This window comes from Bradyrhizobium sp. UFLA05-125, assembly GCF_059803515.1.
Genome location: NZ_JBANBJ010000002.1, coordinates 191,984 through 210,854 on the forward strand (window position 1 = coordinate 191,984; position 18,871 = coordinate 210,854).

17 protein-coding genes and 1 pseudogene are annotated in these 18,871 nt (G+C 62.1%); 8 read left to right on the plus strand and 10 right to left on the minus strand.

The features are described 5' to 3' along the window. Positions 1-212 precede the first annotated feature (212 nt). Both SO156_RS04320 and SO156_RS04325 read right to left on the minus strand, forming a co-directional pair. On the minus strand, positions 213-854 hold the full coding sequence (locus tag SO156_RS04320; protein WP_498533958.1) for a DUF6151 family protein: 642 nt from the start codon (positions 852-854) through the stop codon (positions 213-215). A gap of 523 nt (positions 855-1,377) precedes the next feature. Continuing rightward, on the minus strand, positions 1,378-2,382 hold the full coding sequence (locus SO156_RS04325) for an ABC transporter substrate-binding protein (protein ID WP_498533959.1): 1,005 nt from the start codon (positions 2,380-2,382) through the stop codon (positions 1,378-1,380). Positions 2,383-2,842: 460 nt separating this feature from the next. On the opposite strand from SO156_RS04325, the gene SO156_RS04330 reads away from it, so the two are divergent. Beyond that, positions 2,843-4,246, plus strand: coding sequence for an invasion associated locus B family protein (locus tag SO156_RS04330; RefSeq protein ID WP_498533960.1), 1,404 nt, complete (start codon positions 2,843-2,845; stop codon positions 4,244-4,246). Between the two features lie 332 nt (positions 4,247-4,578). Then, a complete protein-coding gene (locus tag SO156_RS04335) occupies positions 4,579-5,757 on the plus strand; it encodes an OpgC domain-containing protein (protein WP_498533961.1) in 1,179 nt (392 codons plus the stop codon). 158 nt (positions 5,758-5,915) lie between these two features. Here SO156_RS04335 and SO156_RS04340 read toward each other — a convergent pair whose 3' ends face one another. Next, positions 5,916-6,878: an alpha/beta fold hydrolase gene (locus tag SO156_RS04340; protein WP_498533962.1), complete on the minus strand. Its 963-nt coding sequence runs from the start codon at positions 6,876-6,878 to the stop codon at positions 5,916-5,918. Positions 6,879-7,222: 344 nt separating this feature from the next. On the opposite strand from SO156_RS04340, the pseudogene SO156_RS04345 reads away from it, so the two are divergent. Next, positions 7,223-8,038: pseudogene (locus tag SO156_RS04345) on the plus strand (IS5 family transposase). A gap of 33 nt (positions 8,039-8,071) precedes the next feature. On the opposite strand, the gene SO156_RS04350 reads toward SO156_RS04345, so the two are convergent. Beyond that, on the minus strand, positions 8,072-8,533 hold the full coding sequence (locus SO156_RS04350; RefSeq protein WP_498533963.1) for a winged helix-turn-helix transcriptional regulator: 462 nt from the start codon (positions 8,531-8,533) through the stop codon (positions 8,072-8,074). 106 nt (positions 8,534-8,639) lie between these two features. On the opposite strand from SO156_RS04350, the gene SO156_RS04355 reads away from it, so the two are divergent. Continuing rightward, positions 8,640-9,413 carry an SDR family NAD(P)-dependent oxidoreductase gene (locus tag SO156_RS04355; protein WP_498533964.1) on the plus strand — a complete coding sequence of 258 codons (774 nt, stop codon included), beginning with the start codon at positions 8,640-8,642 and terminating at the stop codon, positions 9,411-9,413. A 163-nt stretch (positions 9,414-9,576) separates the two neighbouring features. After that, positions 9,577-9,759 (plus strand): hypothetical protein, encoded by a 183-nt coding sequence (locus SO156_RS04360; RefSeq protein ID WP_458143101.1) that lies wholly within the window; start codon positions 9,577-9,579, stop codon positions 9,757-9,759. Positions 9,760-9,831: 72 nt separating this feature from the next. Here the strand turns inward: SO156_RS04360 and SO156_RS04365 are convergent, their stop codons facing one another. Then, complete coding sequence (locus tag SO156_RS04365; RefSeq protein ID WP_498533965.1) at positions 9,832-10,437, minus strand: FMN-dependent NADH-azoreductase; 606 nt, start codon at positions 10,435-10,437, stop codon at positions 9,832-9,834. Positions 10,438-10,532: 95 nt separating this feature from the next. On the opposite strand from SO156_RS04365, the gene SO156_RS04370 reads away from it, so the two are divergent. Further along, positions 10,533-10,931: a winged helix-turn-helix transcriptional regulator gene (locus SO156_RS04370; RefSeq protein ID WP_458143104.1), complete on the plus strand. Its 399-nt coding sequence runs from the start codon at positions 10,533-10,535 to the stop codon at positions 10,929-10,931. Positions 10,932-11,169: 238 nt separating this feature from the next. Here SO156_RS04370 and dprA read toward each other — a convergent pair whose 3' ends face one another. Continuing rightward, complete coding sequence (dprA, locus tag SO156_RS04375; protein ID WP_498533966.1) at positions 11,170-12,312, minus strand: DNA-processing protein DprA; 1,143 nt, start codon at positions 12,310-12,312, stop codon at positions 11,170-11,172. Positions 12,313-12,402: 90 nt separating this feature from the next. On the opposite strand from dprA, the gene SO156_RS04380 reads away from it, so the two are divergent. Continuing rightward, the gene (locus SO156_RS04380) at positions 12,403-13,641 is read left to right on the plus strand and encodes an amidase (protein ID WP_498533967.1); all 1,239 of its coding nucleotides are present in this window, start codon (positions 12,403-12,405) and stop codon (positions 13,639-13,641) included. On the opposite strand, the gene SO156_RS04385 is transcribed toward SO156_RS04380, so the two are convergent. The 4 genes from SO156_RS04385 to SO156_RS04400 form a co-directional block, all read right to left on the minus strand. Then, positions 13,633-14,820 carry a patatin-like phospholipase family protein gene (locus tag SO156_RS04385; protein WP_498533968.1) on the minus strand — a complete coding sequence of 396 codons (1,188 nt, stop codon included), beginning with the start codon at positions 14,818-14,820 and terminating at the stop codon, positions 13,633-13,635. The genes SO156_RS04380 and SO156_RS04385 overlap by 9 nt on opposite strands. A 148-nt stretch (positions 14,821-14,968) precedes the next feature. Next, complete coding sequence (gene plsY, locus SO156_RS04390) at positions 14,969-15,565, minus strand: glycerol-3-phosphate 1-O-acyltransferase PlsY (RefSeq protein ID WP_458143108.1); 597 nt, start codon at positions 15,563-15,565, stop codon at positions 14,969-14,971. A 98-nt stretch (positions 15,566-15,663) separates the two neighbouring features. Then, the gene (locus SO156_RS04395) at positions 15,664-16,965 is read right to left on the minus strand and encodes a dihydroorotase (RefSeq protein ID WP_458143208.1); all 1,302 of its coding nucleotides are present in this window, start codon (positions 16,963-16,965) and stop codon (positions 15,664-15,666) included. 5 nt (positions 16,966-16,970) lie between these two features. Beyond that, entirely contained in the window at positions 16,971-17,924 is a 954-nt protein-coding gene (locus SO156_RS04400; RefSeq protein ID WP_027522965.1) for an aspartate carbamoyltransferase catalytic subunit, read from the minus strand. A gap of 188 nt (positions 17,925-18,112) precedes the next feature. Here SO156_RS04400 and SO156_RS04405 point away from each other — a divergent pair, with 188 nt between their 5' ends. Beyond that, entirely contained in the window at positions 18,113-18,862 is a 750-nt protein-coding gene (locus tag SO156_RS04405; protein WP_498533969.1) for a M15 family metallopeptidase, read from the plus strand. The last annotated feature ends 9 nt before the right edge of the window (positions 18,863-18,871 follow it).

Sequence of the window (18,871 nt, forward strand, 5' to 3'; positions counted from 1 at the left end):
GCGTCGACAGAATTGGTGGGCACGCTTCGCTTTGCCCACCCTGCGAAGGACTTCGGCTTTAGGGCAAAATGCGAAGAACGCAGTGCGACCAAATCTAGTCCGCTCTGCCCCCTATTCGGACCTCGATGAGGCGCGGAGCCACTTCTCTGAAGGCCACAGGCAGACATCGTGTCCCGCCCGGCGGCATGAAGATCGTCGCGCGAATGTAGCAATCAATGTCCCGGGGGACGGTGCATTGGGTCGTTGGCGAAAATGGCCCGTTCACTTGGCGCAAATATACGCGGCACGGAGAGTGGAGCGTTCGTATGCTCGTCAAAGAACGGGTTCGGCCGACCGAGCCCGCGCAACCACCAGGCGAGAAGAGTCGGTAGGCGAAGGGCGATGAGGCTTAGCGAACGTGGCGGAGGCGCGTTTGGCGGGAGCGGCCCGACGGCAGAGTGCTCGAAAACTCGGCAAAGTGGCGCGCCAAGCATCTCGTTTCGGGCGGGAGCATCAGCATCATGGTTCATGAAAGAATGAATGAGGCCGACAACCGGAAATCGCGGGCCAGCAGTGTTGGCGATCGGTGTTTGGCAACAATCAGTGTACCAGCGGAAGACGCGGCTGGAGAAGTGGAGGCAGCGCAAGCTGTCCGTGCCTGCGGTAAGCTTCACCCGGCCCGCTGGCATATGAAAGATATCCGTTCCGCCCGCTTCATCGAGCACGTCCGGCCGCTCGAGAAAGCGCGCAAATGCTTGGCAGTCGTGGCAGTAGCAGACGAAACGGAAGCCGGACTTTGGCGCAACGCTGTTTGCGGTCCCGCGCAAGTGGCCGCACCGGCAGCGAAGCGGGAGATTCCTGGGGGCCTGTGTCATTGGCGCAACTCGTTGATCCAACACACTGAGCTTGTCCGAATACCTTGGAGCACGCTCCAACTCAATTGCATCGGTGGGTTACGAGGTTGATGGCTTGTCAAGGAGGCTCGGGAAAAGGGGGCCACTTCGCGATTGTCCCTCATGGGTTAGCGCGGGCATGCTCTGACGAGCGGAGCATTTCCGCTCCGCCGGGAAAAGCTGACATCCGCCAACCTGCGCTGCGGCTCCGCCGCGGCACCAGCTGCTGTAGGGTGGGCGAAGCTTCCGCCTTCGATCGAAGAGCGAAGGCGGAAGTGTGCCCACCACTTCCGCCCCTCTTGCGTCGACAGAATTGGTGGGCACGCTTCGCTTTGCCCGCCCTACGGGTGCTGACCACGCGGCGTGCTTGGGAGGACTTCGGCTTTGGGGCGAAAAAATGCGAAGAACGCAGTGTGACCAATCTAGTCGTTATGCCCCCGTGTCCGAACCCCGACGAGGCGCGGAGCCACTTCTCTGATTGGCCCATAACCAGACCGTTGCCTGTTCACTCAATGACCTTGTCGGCGCTCGCGGCGAGTGCAGGAGGTACCGAAAGGCCCAGTTGCTTGGCCGTCTTCAGGTTGATGGACAGATCGAATTTGGTCGCCTGGTAGAACGGAATGTCGCCAGGCTTTGCTCCGCGAAGAATTGCGCCGATGTCGTTGGCCGCGCGCGTATACAATTCGATCAGGTCGAAGGAATAGGCCATCAAGCCCCCGGCCTCGACGGATTCAGCTACTCCGAAAATCGCCGGAAGATTCGCGTCAGCAAGCAACTTGGCGATCAAAGTGCTGTTTTGAAAGGTCTCAGGCGAATCGACCACCATGACCGCATTTGCGCCGTCTCGGGAGAGCCTCTCGACCGCCGCCCGCCAGTCTTTTTCTTTGGCACCAACCTCCAGTAAGGACACTGCGATAGGGAGACCCGCCGCCTCGGCTGCCGCGGGGATTGGGGAATCCGTCGAGAGCCCGTTGTATTGAATGCGAAGAGCGAGAAGGCCGAGTTTCGATATCGCCGGAAACATCTCGCGCAACAGTGCTATCCGTTTTCCATGAATCGATGGACCGGCGTCAATGCTGACTCCCGTGATATTGCCGCCAGGGTGAGCCAGACTTTCGGCAACCCCCTGACTAACGGGGTCGGCAGTTATCGTTACGATCGGAATCCGCGATGTCAATTTTTTGAAGATGAGTGCGCCAGGGCCACCGACAAGTACAACATCCGGGTTGCTCCGAACGATTTGCGTCGCCAGGGCATCGGGGCCGGACGTGTTTTGCTCTCGACCATAACTTTCGACCGTGAGGGTTTGTCCCTCGATCTGTCCCAACCGTCGAAGCTCGGCGAAAACGGCTTGAGAATATTTGTTTTCGCTATGCTCGTGCCAGTCCGCGCTCGGCTCGGACGGGGCGAAGATGGCCAGACGTTTCTTGTTGGTGCTCTGCTGCGCCGCCGCAGCGAGCGGCCATGCCACCGCACCACATACGCCACCGAGAAAAGCCCGCCGCCTCATGGCCGCTCCGAAGTTTTAGGAAGGCATATTACCGGCTCGAGCAGGCACTTTGGAGACCAAAGGTGATTTGGCGATGTCCGCTCCGGGCCGGAGCCGGGTATCCTCCGACAACCGGAGCGTTTCCGCTCCGCCGGGAAAAGCTGACATCCCTAACCTGCGCTCCGGCCCCGCCGCGGCCGCGCCTTGAGCGTGGTGTCGACGGCACTCAGCACCCGTCCATTCTCCGCGCGCCGCTCGAGCTTCTTTACCGGCGAAGCTTGTTCGTTTGACCATCGTGGCGTCTCCATCGTGCGCCGATCACGCGCGCCCTGCCGGGCTTGATCTATGTCAAAGGGCTCACGGCGCAGCTACTTAGCCTCGAATTGACCAATTGAGCAATGGAACGAACATTCCGATAAATTTCCTGCACACGATCCTTCTGCTCTTTGCGGCAATTGATCCTTGTGAACGGAGTAAGAAGATGCTGAAGCGCCTTCTGATTGCTCTGACTTTGCTGGCATCTCTACCGGCTTCTTATTCCCCGGCCGCCGCAGAAGACGTTGCAGCAGCGCCAACAATCCAAGAGGAAATCTGGGCACTCCCCTTCCCACTTCCTATGCTTGCCTTCGTAGTAAGGCCGGTCGGCGATGGCCCATTTCCTCTTGTGATCATGAATCACGGAATTGCGCTCGGCCTTCAGGAACGGACGATGTTCCCGACCATCGAATACCGCGCGGCAGCGCGGTGGTTCGCGAGTCGCGGTTATTTTGTGATATCACCGGTGAGATATGGAGCCAGCAGCCTGGATGACAAAGATCAGGGGCTCTATGGAGCGGTCTTTGCGCACATCGGCACCTGCAACAACCCGAACTTCAAAGGCCCGGGACTTGCCATCGCCACCATGAATGAGTGGGTCATCGATTACATGAGCAAGAAGAAGGCGATTCAGCCCGGCAAGGTCGTCGTGGTTGGTCAGTCCGGCGGAGGATGGGGATCGATTGCTCTTGCGAGTTTGAACCCATCGTCAGTTCAAGCCGTCATTACCTTTGCGGCGGGACGTGGAGGCAGAGTAGATGGCAAACCGAACAACAACTGCGCTCCCGACGAACTCGTCGCGACTACAAGCGAGTTCGGCCGGTCGGCGCGAGCACCGATGCTATGGTTATACACGGAGAACGACACCTATTTCGGGCCAGAGCTGACGAAGCGGATGCATGACGCTTTCGTAGCGGCGGGAGGAAACGCCGAATATCACGTGCTGCCGGCATTCGGAGGCGACGGCCATTTCATGATCGATTCCCCCGACGCAGTACCCATCTGGTCTCCGCTCGTAAGCCAATTTCTTGAGAAGCATTCAGCAACGAGCAGCGCGCAGCAACAAATGGGCAGTACCCGTTCCGGTGCGGAGCTACAAGCAAAAGCTCCCAGAGTGAGTCTACCTCAAACGATTCAGTACTCCGCTTGGAGAAAGCTCTGTTTCAATTCCAGTGATGGGACTGCGATCTGCCGTACGACATCGACCGGCACCGACGATCTTGGTCAGGTCGTGACCAGAGTCGATCTGATCCGGCGCGCGGACGGCGCTGCTCGCATGCAACTTTTCGTTCCACAAGGGGCGAACCTGCAAAAGGGCGTCAAAGTCAGCGTGGATCAAGGCCTCCCGACTCAGATTCCCTTCAATTGGTGTCTGACCAACATCTGTATTGCAGCCGCCCCGGTTAACTCTGATCTCATCGCGAAACTAGACTCCGGGAAGCAATTGAAGCTCGAACTTGCGGACCTGAACTCTTCATCCATCGCGCTGACGCTATCGCTCGATCAATTTGGCACCGTTCGGAAAGGAGCACCCGCAGAGACATTTGACTTCGGCATGGATCAGGAATGAGCCGTTTTCGGGTGTCTTAAAATAAAGCGTCAAAGCCCGCCAACCGTAGTCGACTTTGGCTCGCGTCAGCTCGCGACATAGGCGGGCAACAGCGGAGCCGCGACGCTGACATTCCAAGCCACGCCCCGAGATACGGACCATTTTGGTTCTTGATGTGCTTCCATCCCTCATGGGGGCATCAAAGGCACGGTTGGATTGGACTCCAGTCAGATGCGAACGTTGTTAGTAACACGCTCTGACGGTTGACTTGAATCAAACGTCCAAAAGAAACGGGAGGTACGATTTGCAGTCGAACGCGCTGCGTTGCTTTCGATTGAGGCTCACGAGCCAAGATGAAGATTAGAGCCGTCTTTCCTTCGCAGGGCCGCGACCTGCGTCTCGATTTGCTGCGAGGCGTGGCAAATTGGGCGATTTTTCTCAATCACATGCCGAATAACGTGGTCAACTGGATCACCACGCGCAACTACGGCTTCAGCGATGGGGCCGATCTATTCGTGTTCATATCAGGATACACGGCAGCGCTCGTCTTTGGCCGCATGATGCGGGACCACGGGTTTGTCGTCGGTGCGACGCGGCTATGGAGGCGCGTTTGGCAACTCTACGTCGCGCATGTCATGGTGCTTGTGATCTACATCGCGACGGTCGGATATGTCGCCTATCGCTTTCAATTTGACACCCTTGTCCATCAATTCAACGTCGCAAGACTGGGCGACAGGCCTTTCACGACGCTGATAGAAGGCCTCCTGTTGCGGTTCAAGCCGGTCAACCTCGACGTCCTACCTCTCTACATCGTATTGATGGCGCTGTTTCCGTTGGTGCTATGGATGATGCTGCGACGTCCTGGTCTCACGCTACTGGCGTCGTTCTTGCTCTATCTCGCGGCCCGTCATTTCGGCTGGAATCTTGCCGCCTATCCTGAAGGCTCTTGGTTCTTTAATCCCTTCTGTTGGCAATTCCCGTTCTGTCTGGGCGCGTGGACTGCGCTCGGTGGAGGCACAGAAATCCGACCTTTCCTCATTTCACGGTGGGTCGTAAGTTTGGGCATCGGCTATCTGGTTTTTGCTCTCATCCTGACGCTGGCGGCTTCCTTCGGAAGCGTCAGGCAGATCGTTCCAGACTGGCTGATTGATGCCGTCAACCCGAACGACAAGACAAATCTTGCGCCTTACCGGGTCCTGCATTTCATCGTGATCGCATTACTCGTGATCCGCTTCATGCCAATGGATTGGAAGGGGCTGAAGAGCCCCATTTGCGATCCGTTGATCAAATGCGGTCAACAATCCCTGCGGGTGTTTTGCGTCGGCATATTTCTCTCGTTCCTCGGCTATTTCCTGCTGACGATCAGTTCAGGAGCGCTGCTCACTCAGATCCTGATTAGCGCCGCGGGGATCGGAATTCTATGCGCCTTGGCCTACTACGGCGACTGGTCGAAAAAGATCGACAAGATTGTCAAGCGGCCACGCAATGAAGCACCCTTTGCGCCCAAGTCGGGTGAGAAAATGGTAGCTTGATTCTAGGCCGTGAACCCATAAATCTGCCGAGCGGACGGCTTGCCAGTGTCCGCTATTCACCAATAGCGACCAAATTCTGCAGCGCAGCTAAATGACGCGATGGGCCAAAACGCGACGCTGCGTTGCTTGCCGCGTCTACGCAAATCCCCGTTCGCGATCTATAACGGTTTAAGGAATTCCAGGAGCGCATTGCTTACGTCTTTGGCGCGCTCTTGCTGAGTCCAATGACCGCAACCTTTCAAGACTATTGTCTCGCGAAGCAAGGGCACGAACTGTTTCAGGCTAGGGACGAGATGGCTCCAACTCGGCGATCTGTAAACCCCGTCTCGATCGCCAACGACATAGAGTGCCGGGACCTGAACCTGTGCGCCGGACCATGGTGCGAGCAACTCCCAATTGCGATCAACGTTGCGATACCAATTCAAACCTCCTCCAAAGCCGGTGCGCTTGAACTCCTCAACGTAAAATTCGATGTCACTTTTTGTGAGCCACGTCGGCAATGATTGGGTTGTAGGCTTCCCATCAAGCCACCCCCCCTCACGAGGAAGCATCGTGAGCGACGCAGGATCTTCAACCGGCGCATCGCCAGATAGGGCGAACAATGTCGTCTTGATTGCGTTGTGGACGTCTTTTTCGAGTTCTGCCTCGGCAACGCCCGGCGTCTGGAAATACAGTTGATAGAAGCGCTGCTTTTCGGCCCTCGGCATGACAGTGCTTGGTCGGTCGGGACCACGTACCGGAAACGGCACGCTCAAGCCAACGACGGCCCTAAATCGATCCGGTCTAAACAGAGCGCAGCGCCAAGCGACCGGCGCTCCCCAATCATGTCCGACAACGACTGCTTGATCCGTGCCGATCGCGTCGAGCAATCCGACCATGTCTCCGGTCAAATGCAATAGAGTGTATTGATCGATCGCATCCGGTTTGTCCGTCTGCCCGTAACCACGCATGTCGGGCGCGATGGCGCGATATCCGGCGGCAGCGAGCGCTTCCAATTGGTGCCGCCACGAATACCAGCACTCCGGAAAGCCATGGCAGAGAAGCACGGTGGGGCCGCTCCCTGCTTCGGCCAGGTGCATTCGAATGCCATTTGTCTCGATAAATCGATGCGAGATCCTCATTGCCAACCTCCGCAAGATCATTGATCTGATAGCTAGTCAGTCACATTGTGGGCTCCAGCCACAACCGAAGTGGCTCCGCCGACACCCAGTCGAACGGCGGACCGCCAAAACGACATGCTCTACGAATTTATTTTCGAGTCCGCACCGCGCCTCCGGCAGCATCGGCGCAAGGTCGGCTTCGGGTCATTCGCGACTGGGGCGAGCCAGCAGAGAGTCCAGTCACGTCCGCTGTGCCGCCGAAAGCGGAAGTAAATTCAGAACATTAGCGGCACTCCCACCGGGCGTTGCCGGTTGATGGCTCTGCCCGAGACGTGATTCAAGCTCCGAAACCGGAGCCTCGAATCATGCGCTACGAACTCAGCGATTACGAATGGAGCGCCATCAAACCGATGCTGCCGAACAAGCCGCGCGGCGTTCGGCGCGTAAATGACCGTCGCGTGCTCAATGGCATCTTTTGGGTCCTGCGTTCAGGTGCGCCATGGCGCGACCTGCCGGAGAACTACGGTCCCCGCACCACTTGTTACAATCGCTTCGTTCGGTGGCGGCGGGCTGGCGTCTGGGACCGGATCATGGATGCACTGGCCGCCGGTCGTGACGCGACGGTGCAAATGATCGATACCTCGGTCGTCCGCGTGCACCAGCACGGAGCCTGCATCACCGACAATAATCATCAAGATATGGGTCGCTCGCGAGGGGGCCTGACCAGCAAGATTCACGCGGTGGTGGACACCAATGGCCTGCCGGTCCATCTCGCGCTCACGCCGGGTGAGGCGCACGACAATCGGCTGTGTTCGGTTCTCCTCAGCGCCTTGCTTCCACAAACGATGCTGCTCGCGGATCGTGGATACGACGCGGATTGGATCAGGGAGCTTGCCCGCCAGCAAGGCGCGTGAGCCAACATTCCGCCGAAACGCAATCGTAAAGACCCGATCTGCTTCAGCCCGTTTCTTTATCGAGCGCGCAACTTGATCGAACGGTTCTTCAACAAGATCACGCAATGTCGGCGCGTCGCGACCCGATATGACAAACTCGCGGCCAACTATCTGGCCTTCATCAAGCTCGCATCAATCCGCATTTGGCTACGTGCTAACGAGTCCGCGCCCAACTATTGGATTGCTCAGTGGGCCGATCTTCTCTGGTCAGAGCCGGGCATGCTCTGACAAGCAGAGTGTTTCCAGACAAGCTGACATCCGCTAACCTGCGCTCCGGCTCCGCCGCGCCTTGAGCGTGGTGTCGGTGGCACTGAGCACCCGTCCATCCTCCGCGCGCAGCTCGAGCTTCTTCACCGGGCGGCCCTTGTCGCGATCGACCAGGACGGTCGCGATCTCCTCCGGGTGGTCGTCGAACTCCTCGCTCCATTGCCGGAGCGCGACCAGGACCGGGAAGACGCCGCGTCCCTTCGGCGTGAGCACATATTCGGAATAGGCGCTACCGTCGGAAGCGGGGGCGGTCTTCAGGATCCCGTGGTCCACAAGCGCGCGCAGCCGCGTGGCGAGGATGTTCTTGGCCATGCCGAGCTTGGCCTGGAACTCACCGAAACGGCGTACGCCAAAGAGCGCCTCGCGAATGATGAGAAGCGACCACCAATCGCCGATTGCTTCCAGCGATCGCGCGATCGGGCAGGAGTCCCCCTCGAAGCTCGTTCGTTTCACCATCGTCTCGTTCCCGCTATCGCGCGGATCACGCGCTTGTGTGGTTGCATTATAAAACCAAATAGCCTAAATGGCAATCCAGTTTCATTATGCAACCAAGGAGACGAGCGTGAGACTGAAAGGCAAGACGGCATTCATCACCGGCGGCAACAGCGGCATCGGTCTGGCAACGGCAAAGCTGTTCGTGGCCGAGGGCGCCAAGGTCACCATCACAGGACGCAACAAGGAGACGCTGGCGGTTGCCGCGAAGGAGCTCGGGGTCAACGGTCTTGCGGTCGAAGCCGACATCAACGACGTCGCCGCGACCGAGAAGGCGATCGCGCGCGCGGTCGAAAAATTCGGCCAGCTCGACGTCGTTTTTGCCAATGCCGGCATCCCCGGCGACACGCCGCTCGGCGGCACCACGCTGTCCGCCTTCGAGCAGGTGATCCGCACCAACATCACCTCGGTGTTCTTCACCGTGCAGGCGGCGCTGCCGCATCTCAATGACGGCGCCTCCATCATTCTCAACGGCTCGGTGATCTCGGTGCTCGGCAATCCCGGCTATTCCGCCTACGCAGCGAGCAAGGCCGGCGTGCGTGCGATGGCGCGCGTGATGGCGTCCGAACTGTCGCCGCGCGGCATCCGTGTCAACGTCGTCGCACCCGGCGGAACCCGCACACCGATCTGGAACGGCCGGGCGCCAAATGAGCAGGCGTTTGCCGTGCTGGAAAACCGCATCGCCAAGACGACGCCGCTCGGCCGAATTGGCGAAGCAGATCACATTGCGAAGACCGTGCTGTTCCTCGCCTCCGATGATTCCGCGCACGTCCAGAGTGCTGAGATCTTCGTCGATGGCGGCGCGACCGGCTCGCCTGCGGGCGCGCCGATCTTTCGCGGTTGATCGAATGAAGTGAAAATTGAACCGGCCTCGCGCGGTTGCGCCGGCCGGTTCCCTCATCTCTGGGACGTATTTCCAAAACAGTGCGTGATGCGTTGAACCTTGGCGTGCGCTGCGCAGACATTTCTACGGGCAGGGTCATAAGACCCCTTTAAGGGAACCCGTTATGCCGAAAGCAGCGCGTATTTTTTCTTCGATTTCAGCACCGCGTATTTACACCGAACGTTCCGCCATTCCCGCGAAGAAATCCGACACGCACCAGCTCGTTGCGGTCGCATTGTTCTCGTGCATCGGACTGTTCATCTCGCTCGTCGCCGTTATCCTCGGCATTCAGGGGATGTGGTTTTAGCGTGGCAAGAGAGGTGCTGATGCAACTGCCGCCGCCCGCATGTGGCGGCGACAGATGGCGTTAGCGTGAAGCCTATGCCGCGCGCAGGCTGGTCGCGGCCTGAAGCGCGCCTGCGATGGCCTTCTCGCGGTGGTCCGGCCCGACCTGAATGCCATCGGCGATGATGAACTCCGGGCTGATCCCGATGAAGCCGAACACGCTGCGCAGGTAGGTTTCGAGGTGCTCCAAAGCAGCGAGCGGCGTGCCAGCGCCGTAGTAGCCGCCGCGGGAGATCGCCACGATCACGCGCTTGCCGCCGGCGAGCCCTTCAGGTCCGGTGGCGCCGTATTGAAAGGTCTTTCCTGCCACGATGATGCGGTCGATCCAGGCCTTGAGCTGGCTCGGGATGGTGAAATTGTACATCGGCGCACCGATCACGACGATTTCGGCGGCGAGAAATTCATCCAGCACGGTTTTGCTGGCGGCGAGGTCGGGCCGGAGCTCGGCTGGCGCCGGGCCGCCTTGCGCAGCGGCGAGATGCGATCCGGAGAGGTGCGCGAGCGGCACCTGGGTCAGGTCGCGATAGACGACGTCGAGGGACGGCATGGCCTGGCGCAGCCGGTCGACGACGGCCGCCGAAACCTGCCGGCTGACGGAGTGGGGGCCGAGTACGCTGGAGTCGATGTGGAGGAGTTTCATTTGGGTCACCCATGGTATAGATTTGTAACCCGCACTACATGAGTGACTACCGAAATCCCCGCAAGAACGCACTTTCTTGAGCCGAGGGCACATTTTTGAAACCGACACACAGCCATTTGCCTGCCTTGCCGGTGCCGCATCCGGACCATTCCGACTGCCGTGGCGTTGCCTCGATCCTCGCCCGGGTTGGCGACAAATGGAGCGTGTTCGTGATCATGATGCTCGGCGACGGGCCGAAGCGCTTCAATGAGCTCAAGCGCATGATCAACGGGATCTCGCAACGGATGCTGACCCTGACGCTGCGCGGGCTGGAGCGCGACGGGCTCGTCACGCGCACGATCTTCCCGACCATTCCGCCGCGCGTGGATTACGAGCTGACCGATCTTGGCCGTGGGCTGGCGCGCCCGGTCGAGGCGCTCGGGATGTGGGCGAAGGCGCACCAGACCGAGATCGAGGCGGCGCGGGCGCGGTTCGACAAGCGCAATGAGGGCTGATGCGAGCTGTTGGGCTGAATCACGTTTGGTTGGAGCGATTTAGCCCACCTTTTGGGCGGCGCGAAGTCCTGCGACGCCCGCCCATGGCGGGCTTTGTACTTTGCATGGGGTTGTTTTCGACCTTTTCGATCGTGCCTTAGAGCATGATCCGGAAAAGTGTGGAGCGGTTTTCCGAAAAGATCATGCTCAAACAACTAACCTAAAGCGCGATGACGATTCATGCCAATCTCATCGCGCTTTAGAGCAGCGAGATCAGACCTCCGCCGTGACGCTCCAGGCGTCCCGCGAGTTCGAGTTCGAGCAGTATGGTGCGGACGATAGCAGGCGAGGCGCCGGACATCCGCACGAGATCGTCGATCGAGATCGGTACGGGGCCGAGCAGGCCGGTGATCTCTTCGCGATCGTGTCCTTGCGGATCTGTTTCAAACGGCTCGCTGTCGGGCTCGCCGGCAGGATGCATGACTGGCCGTTCCATGATCGGCTGCACCGCATTGACGATGTCAGCGGCTTCGGTGACGAGCGTGGCGCCCTGCTTGATCAGATCATTGGCGCCGGCGGCGCGCGGATCGAGCGGCGAGCCCGGCACGGCAAAGACCTCGCGGCCCTGTTCCGCGGCCATGCGCGCAGTGATCAGCGAGCCCGAACGCTGCGCGGCCTCGACCACGACCACGCCGAGCGAGGCGCCCGAGATCAGGCGGTTGCGGCGGGGAAAGTCGCGGGCGCGCGGCTCGTGGCCGAGCGGCATCTCGGAGATGGCGGCGCCGCTCTGCTCGAGGATCGCGGCAAGCAGATCCCCATGCTCGGGCGGGTAGATGCAGTCATGTCCGCCGGCGAGCACGGCGACCGTTCCGCTCGCGACGCTAGCGCGATGTGCGGCCTGGTCGACGCCGCGCGCTAACCCTGAGATGATCACGAAGCCGGCCTCGCCAAGCTCGCGCGCGAGCTGCCCTGCAAATTTGAGCCCGGCGCCGGAGGCGTTACGTGAGCCGACGATCCCGATCATCGGCCGCATCAAGCCGGCCGCATCACCGCGCACCGCGAGCAGCGGTGGCGCATCGTCGATCGTCGCAAGGCGCGGGGGATAGCCGTCCTCGCCGGGCGCAAGCCAGCTGATGCCGAACTTTCGGCTTGCCGCGAGTTCGGCTCTCGCTTCGTCAGCGGAACAGATGCGTCCCGATCGCGCCGCGCCGCCGCGCCGCGCGAGATCCGGCAGCCGCTCCAACGCGGCGCGCGCGCTGCCAAAATGATCGACCAGCGAGCGGAACGTGCGCGGGCCGACATTGTCCGAGCGGATCAGCCGCAAGCGGTCGATCCTGTCGGCCTCGGTGAGGGGTGTTGTGGTGGTGATGGCGTCCACGGCGTCTCCTTGCGGATGCAGCATGGAACAACCTGGGCGCGTGGGCAACAGGGCGCTGCGCTTGCGCGACCTCCGCGCGATGCTAAAAGCGCTCCCAACAAGAAGGATTTGGCCATGATCTCACTCGCCGACCTCCAGCGCCGCATCGAGAGGGGCGAGCTTTCGCCGGATGCGGCGATCGCGCAGTCGCTGGAGGCGATCGAGACGCGGGAGAAGGAGGTCCGGGCCTTCGTCTGCCACGCCAAGCCGGCGAACACGGCAGCAAAAGGTCCCCTGCGGGGCGTCGCGGTTGGCATCAAGGACATCATCGACACCGCGGATTTCCCGACCGAGATGGGATCGGCGATCTATCGCGGGTGGCGGCCGCGCGCGGACGCGCCTGTGGTGATGATGCTCAAACGCGCGGGCGCGACCATCATCGGCAAGACCACAACGACGGCCTTTGCCTCGCGCGATCCGACCGTCACGCTCAATCCGCACAATCCCGGCCACACGCCGGGTGGATCTTCCGCTGGCTCGGCGGCTGCTGTCGCTGCCGGCATGATCCCGCTGGCGCTGGGCACGCAGACCGGCGGCTCGGTGATCCGGCCCGCGGCCTATTGCGGGGTTGCCGCGATAAAGCCGTCGTTCCGCCTGCTGCCGACGGTGGGCGTGAAGTGCTTTTCCTGGGCGCTCGACACCGTCGGCCTGTTCGGTGCTGGCGTCGACGACCTCGCGCGCGGACTGTTCGGGATGACCGGCCGGACGGAGTTTTCCGACATCGCTGCGACCTCGCCGCGCATCGGCGTAGTCAGGCAGGCCTTCGCCGGTCCGGTCGAGCCCGCAGCCGAGCAGGGGCTCAACGCGGCGATCAAGGCCGCCGCGCGCGCCGGCGCGAGCGTCGAGGATATCGACCTGCCGGAGATGGTGCAGGAGGCCTGGCGCATTCACCCCGTGATCCAGAATTTCGAGGCGCATCGTGCGCTCGCCTGGGAGTTTTCCGAGCGTCATGACGAGATCGCGCCGATGCTGCGCGCGACCCTCGATGCGTCAGTCGGAGTCACGCCGCGCGAATATGACGAGGCACGCCGGATCGGCCGCCGTGGCCGCCGCGAGCTCGGCGAAGTCTTTGAGGGCGTCGACGTGCTGCTGACCTATTCCGCGCCAGGGACCGCGCCAAAGGGGCTCTCGTCGACCGGCGATCCCCGCTACAACCGGTTGTGGACACTGATGGGCAATCCTTGCGTCAACGTGCCGGCGCTCAAGGTCGAGGGACTGCCGGTCGGCGTGCAGGTCATCGCGCGCTTTGGCAATGATGCGGGCGCGCTGGCCGCAGCGCGCTTCCTCGAGAACGCACTCGCGGCGTCAAGCTAGCGCAGGCTCGGCGGGCGTGCGCTGAACGGATGGCTCGGTACGCGTCTCTTGCCGCAGCCAGCGATCGGCAGCAGTGCGGCCACTCCGATGCAACAGGCGGATGAAGCCGCGGCCAAGATCGGTCGATGACCGCTGCGCCAGCCCCTCGATCTCGTCTTCCGCCGCGATCCTGAACAGCCGTAGCGCGGGTGCCGAGCCGGCCCGTGCCCATTCCACCGCGGCGATCTCGGCGTAGAGCGCGGCGTTGGCAGCGATCTGGTCGAGCCGGCGGTCGATCGCGGCGAGCGTGATCGGCACGTAGCTGTCGCGCGATGGCGTCACCTGAACGACCAGCACGTCGGACGCGCGCGATTCCTGCACCAGCCGCACCAGCGGCGGATTGCCGCCATAGCCGCCGTCCCAATAGGCCTCGCCATCGATCTCGATGGCGCAATGCACCAGCGGCGGGCAGGTCGAAGCCAGCGCGACGTCGGTGGTGATGGCATCGTTCGAAAATACCTGCTGGTGCCCGTCGCGGATACGTGTCGCCGCGATGAGAAGTTTCGGGCAGGCCTTGCCACGCAGCGCCCCAAAATTGACGTCGCGCGACAGCGCGCGCCGCAGCGGATCGAGATCGAACGGATCGAACTGGCCGGAGCGCAGCGTCGGCCCGAATGCCACGGAGCTTCCCGCCGGCGAAAAGCCGCCGACCAGCATCAGCGAGCGGAACGAGGCCTCGTGCATCAGCCGCACCCAGAACCGGTCGAGGCGGGCCCGCGCGCCCTCGCGGCCGCCCTCGGCGAGGCCGCAGCCGACCAGCAGCGCGTTGATGGCCCCCGCACTAGCGCCGCTAATGGTGTCGAATTCGATTCCCGGCTCTTCCAGCAGGCGTTCCAGCACGCCCCAGGTGAAAGCAGCAAAGGTGCCGCCGCCCTGGAGCGCCAGCGACAATTTTCGCGGCGGCCATTGCTCGGAGGGTGTCGCGCTCGGCGCGACGGGGGTCACAGCTTCGATTGGGGGAACTGTCGGCGCAACACGAGCAGGCGGCGACGGCGCCGATGCGGGCGCGATCTCAGCGACAGGAGGCGGAGAGGGCTCGCTAGACCAGATGTCCGCGGCGGAGAGCAGCATGCTTGCGGGCGTGCGCGCAGCACCCTGCAAGCGACCCTCGTCATGCGCGCCGACAATCTTCTCGCTCATTCTGAGCTACCGCGTAACGCCATTTCTGCCGCCAGAATGACAGGCCTGGAACCCGTTGACCACTCCGGCCGGGAACCGGCCGAAAGTTGCGAACAGGAATTGGCATATATTGCGGAAGAGGTGCGGCGATATCCGTATTTTTTCCGGATTAGGATCTTTGACCGATCCGGCTCTCGGTGCCCGATTGCAGCCGCTTGATGTTCTCGCGGTGCATGTAGAACAGGAGCAGCGTCAGCACCGCGGACAGCGAGGCGAGTGCGAGGTGGCCGAACCACCACAGGAAGATTGGCGTCACGAAGGCTGCGACCAGCGCCGAGAGCGAGGAATAGCGGCTGGTGAAGGCGGTCGCGAGCCAGAGCAGGCAGAAGAACAGCGCGCCCGGCCAGAACAGGCCAAGCAGGATGCCGATATAGACCGCAACGCCCTTGCCGCCTTTGAACTTGAGCCAGACCGGGAACAGGTGGCCGAGGAAGGCACCGAGCCCGGCGATCATCGCCGCATCGGGCCCGGCGAGATAGCCCGCGATCACCACCGCCGCGGTGCCCTTGAGCGCGTCGAGCAGCAGCGTTGCCGCGGCAAGCCCCTTGCGGCCGGTGCGTAGCACGTTGGTGGCGCCGATATTGCCGGACCCGATCGAGCGGAGATCCTGCGTGCCGGCAAGCCTGGTCAGCAGCAGCCCGAACGGGATCGAGCCGAGGAGGTAGCCGATGACGAAGGCGACCGGCAGGAAGGCTTCAAGTCCCATCGTCGCATCTCCATGTCCGGCGTATTTCCCACGCATCGCCTTGTCCTGACGCGTTTTCTTGACGCGAACCGGTATGCACTTCGCTTGAAAACGCTACGCTAGACATGCTCGAACACCGTCCGCCCGCCGACGATGGTGCGCACGACCCGTCCCGAGAAGCGGGCTTCGTCGAAGGGCGTATTCTTGCAGGGCGATTTGAGATCGGCGGGATCGAGCACCCAGGGTGTGTCGGCGTCGATCACGATGACGTCGGCCGGCGCGCCGGCGCGCAAGGTGCCGCCGGGCAGGCCGAGCAGCTCGGCCGGCCGCGTCGACATTGCCCGGATCAGCGTCTTCAGTTCCATCTCACCATTATGCACCAGCCGCAGGCCCGCCGACAGCATGGTCTCGAGGCCTACCGCGCCGGGAGCGGCTTCCGCGAACGGCAAGCGCTTGCCCTCCACGTCCTGCGGATTGTGGTCGGACATGATGACGTCGATGAGGCCGGAGCCGACGGCCGCAACCAGTGCCCGGCGGTCGTCCTCGGTGCGCAGCGGCGGCGACAGCTTCAGGAAGGTCCGGTAAGGCCCGATATCGTTCTCGTTCAGCGCGAGGTGGTTGATCGAGACGGAGGCGCTGACGGCAAGGCCGGCGTCGCGGGCGCGCTTGAGAATATCCAGTGAGTCGATGCAGGAGAGCGAGGCCGCGTGATAGCGGCCGCCGGTCAGCGCTACGAGGCGCATGTCGCGCTCCAGCACCACGGCTTCCGCAGCGTTCGGGATGCCCATCAGGCCGAGGCGGGTTGCGAACTCGCCCTCATTCATGACGCCTTCGCCGACGAGGTTGGGATCCTCGGTGTAATGCACGATCAGCGCGTCGAAATCGCGGGCATAGGTGAGGGCGCGGCGCATCACCTGCGCATTGGTGACACTCCTGTCACCGTCGCTGAAGGCGACAGCGCCGGCGGCTTTCAGGAGACCGAACTCGGTCATCTCCTCGCCGCGCATCCCCTTGGTCAGCGCAGCCATCGGCTGGATGTTGACGATCGCGGTGTCACGGGCCCGGCGCATCACGAAGTCGACGGTCGCCGAATTGTCGATAACGGGTAAGGTATCCGGCTGGCAGATCACGGTGGTGATGCCGCCGGTCGCGGCCGCCTGGCTCGCGCTCGCAAAGGTCTCGCGATGGCCATAGCCTGGCTCTCCAGCGAAGGCGCGCATGTCGATCAGACCGGGAGCCACGATCTTGCCGGAGCAGTTGACGATGTCGGTGCCCTCGGGGACGCCGGCCGCGCCGATGCCGCGGCGGGTCTCGCGGATGGTGCCGTCGGCGATCAGGACGTCGCCGACGCCGTCAAAATCCCTGGAGGGATCGACGACGCGGGCGTTGGCGAGCAGGATCGGGCGGCGGTCGGTCAGCATGGGCATCACGCGTTTGGCAGGTTACGGGCGAGCGCTTCCAGCACCGCCATGCGCACGGCGACGCCCATCTCCACCTGTTCGCGGATCAGGGACTGCGCGCCGTCGGCGACCGCGGTGTCGATCTCGACGCCGCGGTTCATAGGACCGGGATGCATCACCAGCGCATCGGGTTTGGCGTAGGCGAGCTTTTTCTGGTCTAGTCCGAAATAGTTGAAGTACTCGCTGGTGGACGGCACGAAGGAGCCGTTCATGCGTTCGCGCTGGAGCCGCAGCATCATGACGATGTCGGCGCCTTCCAGGCCCTCGCGCATGTCGCGCGCAACTTCGACGCCCATCCGCTCAATGCCGGGCGGCAGCAGCGTGGAGGGCCCGACGACGCGGACGCGGGCGCCCATCGTGTTGAGCAGGATGATGTTGGAGCGGGCGACTCGCGAATGCAGCACGTCGCCGCAGATCGCGATCACGAGGCCCTCGATCCGGCCCTTGTTGCGGCGGATGGTCAGCGCGTCCAGCAGTGCCTGCGTCGGGTGCTCATGCGCGCCGTCGCCGGCATTGATCACGGAACCGTCAACCTTGCGGGCCAGAAGTTCCACCGCGCCGGAGGCGTGATGCCGCACCACCAGGATGTCCGGATGCATGGCATTCAGCGTCACCGCAGTGTCGATCAGCGTCTCGCCCTTCTTCATGGAGGACGAGGAGACCGACATGTTCATGACGTCGGCACCCATGCGTTTGCCGGCGATCTCGAACGAGGATTGGGTGCGGGTGGAAGCCTCGAAGAACAAGTTCACTTGCGTCCGTCCACGCAGGACGGCGCGTTTCTTGTCCACCTGGCGGTTCACCTCGACATATTCTTCGGACAGGTCAAGGAGGCCGGTGATGTCGGCAGCGGAAAGGCCCTCGATGCCCAGCAGATGCCGGTGACCAAGGACGAAGGTCGATTTCGATGCAGGGGTCATTAAAAGCAGAGCTATAGGCGGGGATGGGTAAGGGGGCAAGGGCCAAAGGTAGGGAAGTGAGTTATCCCCTGATCTGTCTGATACACCGTCATTCCGGGATAGCGCGTAAGCGCCAGACCCGGAATCTCGGGATTCCGGGTTCGACGCTTCGCATCGCCCCGGAATGACGCGAGAAAGGCTCGATGCACATGAAGGCGATTTTCACTCTATTTGTTGCGATCATCTCAATCGCTTGCGTCTCAGCCCAATCGCTCCCCGGCGGCTTCGTGTATTTGCGCGACATCGATCCCACCATCATCCAGGACATCCGCTACGCGACTTCGAACAATTTCACCGGCCATCCGCTGAGAGGCTACAGTGCCGGCGAATGCGTGGTGAAGCGAGAGGTGGGGTTGCGGCTGAAGGCCATCCAGCAGGAGCTTGCCGGCCAAAACCTCTCGCTGAAGATGTTCGATTGCTACCGGCCGGTGCGCGCATCGCTCGATATGGTGGCGTGGGCGCAGAACGGTCGCGAGCCGGCGGCCGAGCGGCGCTACAACCCGAAGATTCCCAAGACGGACCTGTTCCGGCTCGGCTACATCGCGAGCCGCTCGCAGCATTCCACCGGTGCGGCGCTCGATCTGACGCTCGTCGATCTCAACGCTGACAACTCCGCCAAATACGATCCCGCGAAGGCCTATGACGACTGCACGGCGCCGGTCGAGGCCCGGCCGCCGGAAGGCAGCGTCGACATGGGCACGGGCTATGATTGCACGGATGCGAAGGGCCATACCGCCGCGCCGACGATCACGGCCGATCAGCGCGCCTGGCGCAAGCGGCTGGTCGCTGCGATGGCCCGGCAAGGCTTTGTGAACTATTCGAAGGAGTGGTGGCATTTTTCCCTGCCGGGGGCGGGCGGGGCAGCCTATGATTTCCCCATCCACCCGCGGCGGAACTGATTCCGGTCC

Coding starts and splice junctions, on each gene's coding strand:
- SO156_RS04385 (WP_498533968.1), bottom strand. CDS start 14,820: ATGAGCGAGAAGATTGTCGGCGCGCATGACGAGGGTCGCTTGCAGGGT.
- SO156_RS04320 (WP_498533958.1), bottom strand. CDS start 854: ATGACACAGGCCCCCAGGAATCTCCCGCTTCGCTGCCGGTGCGGCCAC.
- SO156_RS04365 (WP_498533965.1), bottom strand. CDS start 10,437: ATGAAACTCCTCCACATCGACTCCAGCGTACTCGGCCCCCACTCCGTC.
- plsY (WP_458143108.1), bottom strand. CDS start 15,565: ATGGGACTTGAAGCCTTCCTGCCGGTCGCCTTCGTCATCGGCTACCTC.
- SO156_RS04330 (WP_498533960.1), top strand. CDS start 2,843: ATGCTGAAGCGCCTTCTGATTGCTCTGACTTTGCTGGCATCTCTACCG.
- SO156_RS04400 (WP_027522965.1), bottom strand. CDS start 17,924: ATGACCCCTGCATCGAAATCGACCTTCGTCCTTGGTCACCGGCATCTG.
- SO156_RS04340 (WP_498533962.1), bottom strand. CDS start 6,878: ATGAGGATCTCGCATCGATTTATCGAGACAAATGGCATTCGAATGCAC.
- SO156_RS04395 (WP_458143208.1), bottom strand. CDS start 16,965: ATGCTGACCGACCGCCGCCCGATCCTGCTCGCCAACGCCCGCGTCGTC.
- SO156_RS04335 (WP_498533961.1), top strand. CDS start 4,579: ATGAAGATTAGAGCCGTCTTTCCTTCGCAGGGCCGCGACCTGCGTCTC.
- SO156_RS04405 (WP_498533969.1), top strand. CDS start 18,113: ATGAAGGCGATTTTCACTCTATTTGTTGCGATCATCTCAATCGCTTGC.
- SO156_RS04350 (WP_498533963.1), bottom strand. CDS start 8,533: ATGGTGAAACGAACGAGCTTCGAGGGGGACTCCTGCCCGATCGCGCGA.
- dprA (WP_498533966.1), bottom strand. CDS start 12,312: ATGCTGCATCCGCAAGGAGACGCCGTGGACGCCATCACCACCACAACA.
- SO156_RS04325 (WP_498533959.1), bottom strand. CDS start 2,382: ATGAGGCGGCGGGCTTTTCTCGGTGGCGTATGTGGTGCGGTGGCATGG.
- SO156_RS04380 (WP_498533967.1), top strand. CDS start 12,403: ATGATCTCACTCGCCGACCTCCAGCGCCGCATCGAGAGGGGCGAGCTT.
- SO156_RS04360 (WP_458143101.1), top strand. CDS start 9,577: ATGCCGAAAGCAGCGCGTATTTTTTCTTCGATTTCAGCACCGCGTATT.